Below are 12,466 nucleotides of genomic sequence, written 5' to 3'. Positions count from 1 at the left end.
GCGACGAGGAGGCTCACCGCCAGCCCCGCGGAAAGCGAAGCGCCTGGAACGAAAATCAACAGCCAACTTTAACAGAGTCTTCCTATAAAAACTACAATCTTTTTGAAAAGAGTTCAAAGCTATATAGAAGTTCCACAGGGAAGGGAGGAGAAGCGATGGTAACAAAGTTAAGGAAAGTTGGTTTATTGAATCTTATCTTCCTTCTAATGTTATTGGCGGCTTGCGAAGAAGGAGTGTCTCCAGTACAGAAAGAGAACAAAGAATCAGAGAATGAAAGAGTTATTGATCATGAAGACAAGCTTAAAATTGGATTTTCGATGGATACGTTAGAAGAGGAACGGTGGCCGAGAGATAGGGAGTTTTTTAAAGAAGCGGTAGAGTCATTAGGGGCGGAAGTCGTGATACGCGAAGCAAAGGGTGACGATGCTTTGCAGATTGTGCAGGCAGAGACGTTGATTAGCGAGGGAGTGGATTTGCTGGTAATCGTTCCGCATAACGCGGAGGCTGTAGCAACCATCATCAACAAAGCCCATTCTGCGGGCATTAAAGTTATATCTTATGACCGTTTAGTGAAAAATTCTTCTGTAGATTTATACATCTCTTTTGACAATGAGTTAGTTGGAGAACTCCAGGCGCAGGCGATCACAAAATTAGTTCCAAAAGGGAAGTATGCATATATCGGCGGGGCAAATACAGACAACAATGCCCATTTATTAAAAAAGGGAGTTTTTAATGTCCTCCAGCCGTTCATAGATAGGGGTGACATACAAATTGTGTATGATCAGTGGACTGAAAATTGGACTCCTGAAAATGCTCATGCCAATATGGAAGCTGCCCTGGCAATTAATCATAACGAGATAGATGCTGTCATTGCTGCAAACGATGGGACAGCAGGCGGAGTCATAAAAGCTCTTGAAGCGCAAGGGCTTGCGGAAAAAATCCCAGTTGCCGGACAAGATGCAGACTTAGCAGCAGCTCAGCGCATTGTGCAAGGAACTCAAGCATTGACTATTTACAAACCTATTAAGACATTAGCATACGAAGCAGCAAGAGCAGCTATCAAAATGGCAAAGGGAGAGACCATTACAACGAATAGAAAGATGAATAACGGAAAATTAGAGATACCATCCCTCCTCCTTGCGCCAATTGCTGTAGATAAAAATAATATGGATGATACAATTATTGCAGATGGATTTCATCTGCGAGAAGAGGTATATGGAAAATGATCCATATGCCAGATGGTATATTTTTTTTAAGCAGTCGGGGCGGAAAAGTAAATTAGTGGAGGTTATTTCGTGATAAAAACAATAATTGCCGGATTTGGATTTGCCGCAAAGGTGTTCCATCTACCGCACTTAGTTCATTCTGATAAATATGAAGTGGTCGGGATTATTTCAAGATCAGGAACATCAAAAGAACATAAGGATGTAAGCAATGTACCGGTATATGCAACGATAGAAGAGGCACTTTCACAAAGTGAGGCAACGTTGTATATCATTACCACACCATCTGACATGCACTATGACATGCTGAAACAATGTATTCTTGCAGGAAAAGATGTGCTTGTCGAAAAGCCGGCGTTTTTAACAGTGGAAGAAGGAAAAGAACTCATTCAGCTTACCCAAAAAAGCGAGTCTGTTGTCTCTGTGCATCAAAACCGGCGATGGGACGGAGACTTTTTAACGATACAAAAACTTCTGAAAGAAGAAATGCTGGGGGATTGGAAAGTCCTTGAATCACGGTTTGATCGATTCAGACCTGTTATTCGTAATCGTTGGAGAGAGCAACCAGGAGTAGGCTCGGGCGTCTTATATGATTTAGGTTCCCACTTAATTGATCAAGCCCTTGTTTTATTCGGCGAACCAGATGCGCTATATTCAGAAATAATGACTCAACGGGAGAACGGCCAAAGTGATGATGGCTTTCTCATCGTGCTTCACTATGGAGAAAAACGAGTATATTTACGCTCAAGTTCATTTATCAATTCAGCCTATCCTCGTTTTGAACTGCATGGATCAAAAGGCAGCTTCGTAAAATACGGCCTGGACAAACAGGAGCCTCAATTGGCTGACGGTACTTTCTACAAAGGAAAAGAAAAAGAAGAGGGTACACTCTATAGAGAGGATACCTCAGAGATCACGATAGAAACTGGAGGTTACGACCATTTCTTTTCATTACTTGCAGATAGCATCTCAAGCCGGAAGCCAGTTGTTTCATTGAAAGAAGCACTTAGAGTGACCAGGTTGATCGAACTGGCCCGAACATCTTCAGAAGAAGGAAGATTGATAAAAAAAGAAGAGTGGTTGGATGGGTGAAATAAGAAGTAAACTATCAGCACCTGAAGATTTTTTAAGCTAATGAATCATTAAGACATGACGGAATCAGGTGTACTGGTTCTGTCGTTTTTTTTGTAAATCAACAGTTTCCCCTGCGTTGTCAATTTCAGGTGGGAGTGCAGGGGAAAGCTTTTAAGGGAGAATTGTCAGTAATCATTCACAGAATTGTTGATAAGTTTTTAAAATACTCAAATAATTATATGCCTTATATGGTATTATTTTTTGCAGATAGATAAAAAGTGAAAACACCTCACCATTACCCTCAGTAATAACCTTAAATAGGATGTAAACCATTCTGAACGACTTCGAAGCATCGGATTTTCTTTCGTTAGCATCTCTTACTCTCATTTTTATAAAATTCCAAATTGGCAAATTCGAAGGGAGTGATTTGCCATGTAAACTGCCAATCAGCTTTTCCAATCTAAAGCGTTTCAGTTTTATATTTGAAGGAGGATCATTAATGGGTCACGATATATCAGGCTACAATAAAGCTAGGGAAGAAATTGCTTATGCTCGTTTTAGCATGGGGAATCATAATGCGGTCCTGCTATACAGCTTGCTTGAGGCGAATCACTACTATGCTGGAGTAAGTGGTACAGGAAAAAGTTCAATCTTCTCGGTACAACACTTTGAAAAGGCTTTGAACAGCTATAAGAAATTATTTAAAACAGGTGAATCCCTGTCAGAAAGTGATTGTGTTTCCTGGGACCAAAAACAAATCTTGATTTTTATCAAAAACTGTTTGGAAACAGCCCAAAAAGAAGAAAGTGTAGAAATTTATTTCGGCTAGTATTTAAATATGTTTTGCACCGCTATAAGCGAATCTCCCATCTAAAACCACCCTATATTAATCCCCCATTCATCCCCAGTTGCTCCTGATCATAAAAGATTCGAATTAAAGATAATAAATCTCTTATTCCGTTCATATTTATTAATGTTCAAGTTTCATTAACTTTAATTTTATTTAGGCGGAAAGGGGAATAAAAATGGACAAGGATACTGCGAATGTTGGGAAATGCCCGTTTTCACACGGGGGCGCGACAAGTCAAAAAACCAGTGGTACGACAAACAGAGACTGGTGGCCAAACCAGTTACAATTGAATATCCTCCATCAGCATGATCGAAAATCCAATCCTATGGGAGAGGATTTTAACTATAATGAAGAATTTACAAAGCTGGATTATGATGCTCTGAAGCAGGATCTTCAAAACCTCATGACAGACAGCCAGGACTGGTGGCCGGCTGACTATGGACATTATGGTCCGTTATTTATCCGTATGGCCTGGCATTCTGCGGGTACGTATCGTACAGGGGATGGCCGTGGGGGCGGCGGTACGGGGTCCCAGCGATTTGCACCGCTTAACAGCTGGCCTGACAACGGGAACCTTGATAAAGCCCGCCGTTTATTATGGCCGATCAAGCAAAAGTATGGCAATAAAATTTCCTGGGCTGACTTGATGCTGCTGGCCGGGAATGTGGCGATTGAGTCGATGGGCGGCAAAACAATCGGCTTTGGCGCAGGACGTCCGGATATATGGCATCCAGAGGAAGACACTTACTGGGGTGTTGAATCAGAATGGCTTGGCGATAAACGTTACACAGGCGATCGGGAGCTGGAAAACCCGCTTGCTGCCGTTCAAATGGGTCTGATTTATGTGAACCCTGAAGGCCCGAATGGCAAGCCGGATCCAATCGCAGCAGCCCGGGACATCCGGGAAACCTTTGCGCGCATGGGCATGAATGATGAAGAGACGGTAGCGCTGATCGCTGGCGGCCATACTTTTGGAAAAGCCCATGGAGCAGGTGACGCAGCTCTGGTCGGTCCTGAACCAGAAGCTGCTTCTATCGAAGAAATGGGGTTAGGCTGGAACAATGCCTACGGCAGCGGCAAGGGACGTGATACGATTACGAGCGGCCTTGAAGGTGCCTGGACGGCAAATCCAACACAGTGGGATAATGGCTACTTCGATTTGTTATTCGGTTACGAATGGTGGCTGACCAAGAGTCCGGCAGGTGCCTATCAGTGGCTGGCGGTCGATCCGGCCGAGAAGGACCTTGCACCAGATGCAGAGGACCCGTCTGTAAAAGTTCCGACCATGATGCTTACGACCGATATTGCGCTGCGCCATGATCCGGCATACGAAAAAATCGCCCGCCGTTTCCATCAGAATCCAGATGAGTTTGCCGATGCATTTGCGCATGCATGGTTTAAATTATTGCATCGTGATATGGGTCCTAAATCAAGATATAAAGGTCCGGAGGTTCCAGAGGATGATTTTATCTGGCAAGATCCTGTTCCGGCTGTTGATTATGAATTGAGAGATGAGGAAGTAGAGAAGATCAAGGAAATGATCCTTGATTCACGGTTAACCATCAGCGAGCTGGTGACAACTGCCTGGGCTTCAGCAAGTACCTTCCGTGGTTCGGACTTCCGCGGAGGAGCAAATGGGGCGCGCATTCGTCTGGCTCCGCAAAAAGATTGGGAAGTGAATCAGCCAGAGCAGTTATCAAAGGTGTTGAATGTATTGGAAGACATTCAAAGTCACCTTGAAAGGAACGTGAGTCTTGCTGACTTGATTGTACTCGGTGGCTGTGCTGCAGTAGAGAAAGCCGCACGGGATGCTGGAAGTGATGTAACCGTTCCTTTTGCTTGTGGCCGCGGGGATGCACCAGAGGAACAGACCGATGCAGAAGGTTTTGCCGTGCTGGAGCCTTATGCTGACGGATTCCGCAACTATCAGAAAAAGCAGTATGGTGGTGTTAGCCCGGAAGAGCTGTTGCTGGATAAGGCGCAGTTGTTAGGTCTTAGTGCACCTGAAATGACGGCCCTGATTGGCGGCATGCGTGTCCTCGGTACGAACCATGGAGGAACACAGCACGGCGTATTTACTGATCGCGTCGGTACACTCACCAATGATTTCTTTGTAAACTTACTTGATATGGGAATCCAATGGAAGCCTGCTGAGGATGGAGTTTATGAAGGGCGCGACCGCAAGACTGGTGATGTGGTTCGCACAGCCACCAGAGTCGACCTTGTTTTCGGTTCAAACTCCCAGCTGCGTGCCATTGCAGAAGTTTATGCCCAGGAAGATAACAAAGAAAAGTTTGTGAGGGACTTTATTTCGGCTTGGGTCAAGGTCATGAATGCAGACCGCTTTGACCTTAATGAAAAGGCTTGTGAGACTTCTCAAGTAGCGTTGCGGCGTTAGGAAAGGAAGTTTATTAATAGTCTTTGAGATTTCAGATCAAAAACATGTTTATTTGAGAGGGACGGTTCTCCTGTTTCCAAAAACAGGAGAACCGTCCCTCTGTTTTTCCAAGAACCGACCCTCTTTTTTTGTGACTTTTATTATTGAATTCTTTTTAAAAGTGTGAAAAAATAATAAGGTCATCTGATGACCACATGACAAATGGTTTGCAAATGAGTCTATGAAACTGTGAAAAAAATTAAATACGAGCAACTAGGGGGATGTTCAGATGTTATTGCTGATTGCGTTAAGTGCGATTATTGCTCCGTTTTTATTTCTTGTGATTTTGCGGATGCCGGCGGCGAAGGGGATGACGATTAGTTCGTTAATCGTCATTTTGTTAGCGCTTACTGCGTGGGGGATGGAAGGTCAAGTGGTGCTGGCATCGATTTTCCAGGGGATACATAAAACGTTGACGATTCTTTGGATTTTATTTGGTGCCTTGGTGTTGTTGAACACGCTTCGAAATACGGGGGCGGTTGTGCGGATCAACCAGGGATTTCAAAGTATTTCTGGCGACATGCGGGTGCAGGTCATCATCGTTGCCTTTTTATTTGGTTCACTTATTGAAGGTGCGGCCGGGTTTGGAACACCGGCAATGGTCACTGGACCGTTAATGCTGGCTTTAGGGTTTCAGCCGATCGCGGCGGCGACGATTGCCTTGATTGCCGATAGTACCGCGGTTATGTTCGGGGCAGTTGGTACGCCTGTGGCTGTTGGATTGAGCAATATTCCGGGAGCAGATACTCCTTTTTTCCATGACATTGCGGTTACAGTGACGAGCCTAGATCTGCTGGCGGGTTCGTTTATCCCATTCATTTTAATGGTGGTGTTAACGGTGTTTTTTGGAAGCGGTATCAGAGATGCGCTGCCGATGCTTCCTTGGACGCTGCTGATAGGGTTCATTTACACAGGAAGTGCGTTCCTGGTAGCAAGTCTTTTTGGGCATGAATTTGTTTCGATTCTTGCCTCGCTCATCACTTTGGCGGTGGCGACTGTGACGGCTAAGAAAGGTTTCTTGCTTCCGAAGACGGAATGGAAAGCTGCAATGCGAAAAGATTTTGTTGTTTCAACTGAAAAGTCAAAGATGGGCATTGTGACAGCCTGGTCGCCATATGTTGTCGTCGTTCTTTTATTGCTGCTGACCCGGATTGTTCCAGAGCTGAAAGAGTTTACGAGGACCGCGATCGACTTGACGTGGCGCAATATAATGGGGGTTGAGGGCGTGACCTCAGCGTGGGAATTCTTATATTCACCAGGGACCATTCTTACTGCAGCAGCGATTTTAGCGTTTTTATTCCAGCGCAAATCATACCAAACCTTTGCAAAGGCGTCGAAAGAGTCACTATCCACAATGAAGATGACATCGATTTCCTTGATTGCGACTCTATCTATGGTACAAGTATTTGTTAACTCAGGATTGAACCTGAATGAATTGATCAGCATGCCGCAGTATATTGCGGAATCCTTTGCTGGCTCGTTAGGCTCGGTATGGATTTTCGTTGCCCCATTCCTTGGTGAGCTGGGAGCGTTCATTACTGGCAGTGCGACGGTTTCGACGCTGACGTTCTCACCTATTCAATTCAATGTCGCCAATTCCGTTGGCATAGAGGCGAATATCGTCCTGGCCGTCCAGCTCCTTGGAGCAGCAGCCGGAAATATGATTTGTGTGCACAATGTCGTTGCGGCAAGCGCAGTTGTTGGGGTGTCTGGCAAAGAAGGCGAAATCATCCGCAAAACATTGGCGCCTGCAATTCTGTATGGAATCCTTGCAGGAATATCTGGTTTTATCTTCTTGAACCTTCTTTAGTATAAGGTCCCAATATCTTTCGGAGAGCTAAATTCTCTGTATAATAATAAGGGATAGATGGGAGATGAACCGCATGCCATATAAACAAGTACGAGTGAAAAAAGTGTATGAACAAGTTGCTGACTCGATCATCGAGTTGATAAAAACTGGTGAATTACAACCAGGTGATAAATTAGATTCAGTCGAAAAGCTGGCGAAAAGCTTCGATGTCGGCAGTTCCACAATTCGTGAAGCGTTGAGTGGCCTGAGGACAATGGGTCTTGTGAAAATGCGCCAGGGTGAAGGGACGTTTGTAAACACCTTTGATCCGTCGAAATTTCAATTGCCCGTCACCAGCGCCTTTTTGATGAAGCTTGAAGATGTGAAGGAAATGTATGAAGTCCGAAAGATTTTAGAAAGCGGTACTGCGGCCCATGCAGCTGCTGTGCATCAAGAGGAAGATTTGCTTGCGATGGAAAAAGCTTTAATTGTGATGGAGCATGCCAATGGAAATGAGGAGCTCGCTTCTGCAGCAGACCTGGATTTCCACGTTGCAATCGCCCATGCGACGCACAACAAATTGTTGATTAATTTGATGAGCAGTGTGTCGGCACTGAATTCACAAACCATCAAGGAAACCCGGAAGGTACTCTTGTATTCGGGCAGCATCGTCGAAGACTTGCAATCAGAGCATCGGCGAATTTTTGAAGCAATTAAAAATCGACAGCCAGACGAAGCGCGCCAGGCCATGTTTGAGCATTTACAAAATGTCCAGGACCGGCTTTTTAAATGCATCGAATAATTGGCGCAGTCGTCTGCTGACTTTTACCAGAGGTGGATGAACATGAAAGTTTCCTTATTCAGTACGTGTCTAAGTGATATTCTCTTTGCGGATGTGGCGAAAAACACGCTTGAAATCCTTGAGAGAGTCGGATGTGAAGTGGATTATCCGATGGAACAGACTTGTTGCGGACAGCCTGCCTATAACAGCGGGTATTTGCAAGAAGCGAAAGCATCGATGAAGCAAATGATGAAGGCCTTCCGCCATTCGGAATATGTCGTTGGGCCATCAGGCTCCTGCGTGAGCATGCTGAAGGAATATCCGCATATTTTTAAAGGCGATCCTGAGTGGGAAGAAGAGGCGAAAGTCTTTGCCGCTAAATGCTATGAAATTACGGAGTTCCTTGTTGATGTAATGGGCATTACCGATCTGGGCTCTACTTTTAAAGGAAGAGTGACGTTCCATTCATCCTGCCATATGAAACGCCTGCTTGGGGTAAAAGAGCAGCCGAAAATCTTGTTGCGCAATGTCGAAGGTGTTGAGCTTGTGGACTTGCCGTGGGAAGAAGATTGCTGTGGCTTCGGCGGAACGTTTGCCGTGAAAAATCCGGTGATCTCGCAGGAGATGGTCAGCGAGAAGTCCCGCCATGTATCAGAAACGCAAGCGGAATATTTGGTTGGCGCGGATATGGGCTGCCTGATGAATATCGGCGGCCGCATGGAGCGGGAAGGCAAGAAGGTAAAAATCATTCATATTACCGAAATTTTAAATACTCACTAAGAAACGGGGGGAAAAGACATGAGCATCAAAATTGGTGAGATTCCTTATAAAGAGCGAATCCAAAATGGGATTAAGGATGATTTTATGCGGCAGGCTGTTTCCTCCGCGCAGGGAAGATTCCGGACTGGCCGGCTCACACAGGCGGCGGAGCTTGGAAACTGGGAGGACTGGCGTGATTTAGGCGAGGAAATCCGTACCCATACACTGGAAAACCTCGATTACTACCTGCATCAATTGAGTGAGCAGGTAGCGAGGCGCGGCGGCCATGTATTTTTTGCCGAGACAGCGGAAGAAGCGAACCAGTATGTGAAAAGCATCATCCAAAAGAAACAGGCGAAAAAAGTCGTCAAAGCGAAGTCGATGGTCACTGAGGAAATCGGCTTGAATAAGGCACTTGAGGAAGTCGGCGCTGAAGTGGTTGAATCCGATCTTGGCGAGTGGATCCTGCAACTGGATGAAGATCCGCCATCCCATATCGTCACCCCTGCGCTGCATAAAAACAAGCAGCAGATCCGTGAAACGTTCGCGAAGAAAAAAGGGTATACCGGATCTGACACGCCGGAGGAACTGGCTGCCTTTGCCCGCGAGCAGCTGCGCCAGGACTTTTTATCGGCTGATGTCGGTGTGACAGGCTGTAACTTTGCGATTGCGGAGTCTGGATCGATCACGCTTGTCACAAATGAAGGGAACGCCGAGATGGTGACGAGCCTTCCGGATACCGTGATCACGGTAATGGGCATGGAGCGGATCGTGCCGACCTGGGAGGAAATGGAGGTCCTTGTCAGCTTATTGACGCGCGCGGCGGTCGGTCAAAAACTGACAAGCTATATCACGGCGATTACCGGGGCAGGCCTTGAACTGGAAGTGGACAGTCCTGAAGAATTCCATTTGGTGATTGTCGACAATGGCCGCTCCAAGATCCTTGGAACAGAGTTTCAGTCGGCACTGCATTGCATTCGCTGTGCGGCTTGCATTAATGCGTGTCCGGTTTACCGTCATATCGGGGGTCATGCGTACAACTCGATTTATCCAGGGCCAATCGGTGCCGTGATCACGCCGCTGCTTGAAGGGTACGACGATCATAAGGAGCTTCCTTATGCATCAACCTTGTGTGCGGCTTGTACCGAAGCCTGCCCTGTAAAAATTCCTTTGCATGAGCATTTGATCCGCCATCGCCAGATCATCGTCGAAAAGGAAAAGGGTCCGACGGCAGAGAAGCTGATGATGAAAGGTTTTGCCGCATGGGCTTCTAATCCGGCAATTTATAATATGAGTGCAAAAATGGCCAAACCGGCCCTTGGGCCATGGACAAAAGATGGAATGATTGAAAATGGGCCAGGACCTTTGAAGGCATGGACGGAAGTACGTGATTTTTACGCGCCACAGGGACAGTCGTTCCGTTCGTGGTTCAAGCAAAGACAGAAAGACGGTGAATCCAAATGAGCATCCAAAACCGAGAAGCCTTTTTAGATAAGCTGGCGTCCAGACTTAGGCGCGAGAGGCGGACAGAAGGCGTGGAGCGGCCGCAATGGAGCGTTACCCCGCAGGAGGAAGTGTTCAAAGGCATGAGCCAGGATGAATTGGTCGCTGTCCTCGAAAAGCATTGCAAGGTCATCCATACCACTTTTAAACGGACCGATCGGGCTGGTTTGGCCAGCGTGTTGAACGAAACACTCCAGGCCTACGAAGGGAAGTCCATCGTCACATCCAATGATGCTCGTCATCAGGAGTATGGAATCACGAAGTTCTTTGAAGAGCAGGGCGACCAGCTGGATGTCCACGTGTGGGACGCAGCGATTGGCAAGGAAAATCAAAAAATAGCAGAACGTGCTGATGTCGGGCTCGTGTTCAGCGATATCACGCTTGCCGAGTCTGGCACCGTGACATTGTTCAATACAAAAGACAACGGCCGCTCAATCAGCCTGCTGCCGCGGACCTTCGTCGCCATCATTCCAAAAAGCACCCTCGTGCCGCGGATGACCCAGGCAGCCAAACACATCCACCAGGCACAAGCCAGCGGCCAAGACGTCCCATCCTACGTCAGCTTCATCACCGGCCCAAGCAACAGCGCCGACATCGAAATGAACCTCATCGTCGGCGTCCACGGACCAGTGAAGGCTACTTATATAGTAGTAGATTGAAACAGAGGGACGGTTCTCCTGTTTTTACCAGATGAAACACGGGGACGGTTCTTGTGTTTTCGGTGAAGAGAGTGAAACAGAGGAACGGTCTCCTGTTTTAATCATGGATAAGAATCTTTTATAGATCGTGCCGCAAAAGGAGCCTATCCATTACAGGATAAGGCTCCTTTGCATATGTGAACTCCATGATATCCCCGCATTCCTGTTGATCATGCCTTTTCTTCCCACCAGCCGAAGGCAACTCTTGCGTATGCCTGGTTTTTTCCTTTGGACAAAAAGAATAAGGAAAAGGAGCTTCCTGGAGGGATGATGAACATACCCTGAAAATCATGCTTTGTCAGGGTCAGCATGGGTTCAACTCTTCTGACGAAGGCATGGGTGCCTTCCCTTGGTTTTCCAGTAACGAAGCTGGCATTTTCAATTTTCACTTTGGGCATTGGCGGTGGGATGATGGATTGGTTTCCGGCAGCAAAATAAGGCGATGTTCTGCCCCTCCCGGGAACAGTGCTGCTGATCCAGGCTTCAGTTGTTAATGGCTCATTGGAATAGTTGCTTATGGTATAGGCGTTCAAAAACAAATTCACCCCGGAATCTGCCGGGTTGACTAGTCTGCCCCATCCATTGAAGCCCCCGCCTAGGGAAATGACTTCCGTCTGCCCCAGAAAATACTCCCCAAGATAAGAGTGATAGACATTTTCGGGCAGTACGTTGACCTCATGAAGCTGTTTTTCATTATTCATTAACACAAAGCATCTGCCTCCTCAAATTCATGCATGGCCCGATGGTTCATTTTATTCCTCCCACCAGGTCAATACAATCGCCCCTGTAATGTATTGAAATCCCGCCGGTCTTAGAAGGATGGAGAAGGAGCCCCCGGGACCAATAATGATCGAGCCATTGTGTGAATCGCTTACAAGGGTGGAGTTTTGAGGAACAATTCGATCAAAAATATTCACACCTTTCATCATGGGTTCAGTGGAATAACCAGCATTTTTCATTACCGCCTTAGGTTTTGGAGGAGGTAAAATTGCTTGATTGGTTGGAGTGACATTAAAGGAGGCGACTGCATTCTTAGGTGGACGGGCATTTAACCATATTTCCCCGATAAAATTTTGAGATGAAAAGTTTGTAATGGTAAAAATATCGATATATAGATTGACTCCAGAATCAATGGGATTTTCTATTCCACCCCAGGCATACGATCCTCCGCCGAATTGCAGCAGCTCGGTTTTGCCTATGAAATATCTTCCGAGCTTTGAATTTAAGGCAGGGCTCGTTACATTGACCACTTCAATTGGCATTTTGTTCATTTCATCTGGCATACTATTACTCCCATCTGTACATTCTCATGACTATATACTATGAAACAGTTTAGGCAGTTGTTAAAATCG

11 protein-coding genes are annotated in these 12,466 nt (G+C 46.2%); 9 read left to right on the top strand and 2 right to left on the bottom strand.

The window, feature by feature from the left end:
• Positions 1–155 precede the first annotated feature (155 nt).
• The 9 genes from xylF (at position 156) to EJA10_RS00115 (ending at position 11,075) form a co-directional block, all read left to right on the top strand.
• Positions 156–1,226, top strand: coding sequence for a D-xylose ABC transporter substrate-binding protein (xylF, locus tag EJA10_RS00155; protein ID WP_125477991.1), 1,071 nt, complete (start codon positions 156–158; stop codon positions 1,224–1,226).
• Positions 1,227–1,295: 69 nt separating this feature from the next.
• On the top strand, positions 1,296–2,315 hold the full coding sequence (locus EJA10_RS00150; protein WP_125477990.1) for a Gfo/Idh/MocA family oxidoreductase: 1,020 nt from the start codon (positions 1,296–1,298) through the stop codon (positions 2,313–2,315).
• Positions 2,316–2,796: 481 nt separating this feature from the next.
• Complete coding sequence (locus EJA10_RS00145; RefSeq protein ID WP_125477989.1) at positions 2,797–3,126, top strand: hypothetical protein; 330 nt, start codon at positions 2,797–2,799, stop codon at positions 3,124–3,126.
• A 196-nt stretch (positions 3,127–3,322) separates the two neighbouring features.
• Positions 3,323–5,545 carry a catalase/peroxidase HPI gene (katG, locus tag EJA10_RS00140; protein WP_125477988.1) on the top strand — a complete coding sequence of 741 codons (2,223 nt, stop codon included), beginning with the start codon at positions 3,323–3,325 and terminating at the stop codon, positions 5,543–5,545.
• Positions 5,546–5,813: 268 nt separating this feature from the next.
• Complete coding sequence (locus EJA10_RS00135) at positions 5,814–7,394, top strand: L-lactate permease (protein WP_125477987.1); 1,581 nt, start codon at positions 5,814–5,816, stop codon at positions 7,392–7,394.
• Between the two features lie 73 nt (positions 7,395–7,467).
• Complete coding sequence (locus EJA10_RS00130) at positions 7,468–8,175, top strand: FadR/GntR family transcriptional regulator (protein ID WP_125477986.1); 708 nt, start codon at positions 7,468–7,470, stop codon at positions 8,173–8,175.
• 42 nt (positions 8,176–8,217) lie between these two features.
• Entirely contained in the window at positions 8,218–8,934 is a 717-nt protein-coding gene (locus tag EJA10_RS00125; protein WP_125477985.1) for a (Fe-S)-binding protein, read from the top strand.
• A gap of 18 nt (positions 8,935–8,952) precedes the next feature.
• Positions 8,953–10,377 carry a LutB/LldF family L-lactate oxidation iron-sulfur protein gene (locus tag EJA10_RS00120; protein ID WP_125477984.1) on the top strand — a complete coding sequence of 475 codons (1,425 nt, stop codon included), beginning with the start codon at positions 8,953–8,955 and terminating at the stop codon, positions 10,375–10,377.
• The gene (locus EJA10_RS00115) at positions 10,374–11,075 is read left to right on the top strand and encodes a LutC/YkgG family protein (RefSeq protein WP_125477983.1); all 702 of its coding nucleotides are present in this window, start codon (positions 10,374–10,376) and stop codon (positions 11,073–11,075) included. The genes EJA10_RS00120 and EJA10_RS00115 overlap by 4 nt, the downstream gene beginning before the upstream one ends.
• Before the next feature lie 209 nt (positions 11,076–11,284).
• On the opposite strand, the gene EJA10_RS00110 is transcribed toward EJA10_RS00115, so the two are convergent.
• Together EJA10_RS00110 and EJA10_RS00105 are read right to left on the bottom strand one after the other, a co-directional pair.
• On the bottom strand, positions 11,285–11,815 hold the full coding sequence (locus EJA10_RS00110; protein WP_246017627.1) for a DUF6143 family protein: 531 nt from the start codon (positions 11,813–11,815) through the stop codon (positions 11,285–11,287).
• Positions 11,816–11,866: 51 nt separating this feature from the next.
• Complete coding sequence (locus tag EJA10_RS00105; protein WP_125477981.1) at positions 11,867–12,397, bottom strand: DUF6143 family protein; 531 nt, start codon at positions 12,395–12,397, stop codon at positions 11,867–11,869.
• Positions 12,398–12,466: the final 69 nt, after the last annotated feature.

It is taken from the genome of Mesobacillus subterraneus, from assembly GCF_003937825.1.
Classification (GTDB): domain Bacteria; phylum Bacillota; class Bacilli; order Bacillales; family Cytobacillaceae; genus Mesobacillus; species Mesobacillus subterraneus.
This window is presented reverse-complemented; position numbering and strand designations above follow the sequence as displayed.

Coding starts and splice junctions, on each gene's coding strand:
- xylF (WP_125477991.1), top strand. CDS start 156: ATGGTAACAAAGTTAAGGAAAGTTGGTTTATTGAATCTTATCTTCCTT.
- EJA10_RS00145 (WP_125477989.1), top strand. CDS start 2,797: ATGGGTCACGATATATCAGGCTACAATAAAGCTAGGGAAGAAATTGCT.
- katG (WP_125477988.1), top strand. CDS start 3,323: ATGGACAAGGATACTGCGAATGTTGGGAAATGCCCGTTTTCACACGGG.
- EJA10_RS00135 (WP_125477987.1), top strand. CDS start 5,814: ATGTTATTGCTGATTGCGTTAAGTGCGATTATTGCTCCGTTTTTATTT.
- EJA10_RS00130 (WP_125477986.1), top strand. CDS start 7,468: ATGCCATATAAACAAGTACGAGTGAAAAAAGTGTATGAACAAGTTGCT.
- EJA10_RS00125 (WP_125477985.1), top strand. CDS start 8,218: ATGAAAGTTTCCTTATTCAGTACGTGTCTAAGTGATATTCTCTTTGCG.
- EJA10_RS00120 (WP_125477984.1), top strand. CDS start 8,953: ATGAGCATCAAAATTGGTGAGATTCCTTATAAAGAGCGAATCCAAAAT.
- EJA10_RS00115 (WP_125477983.1), top strand. CDS start 10,374: ATGAGCATCCAAAACCGAGAAGCCTTTTTAGATAAGCTGGCGTCCAGA.
- EJA10_RS00110 (WP_246017627.1), bottom strand. CDS start 11,815: ATGAATAATGAAAAACAGCTTCATGAGGTCAACGTACTGCCCGAAAAT.
- EJA10_RS00105 (WP_125477981.1), bottom strand. CDS start 12,397: ATGCCAGATGAAATGAACAAAATGCCAATTGAAGTGGTCAATGTAACG.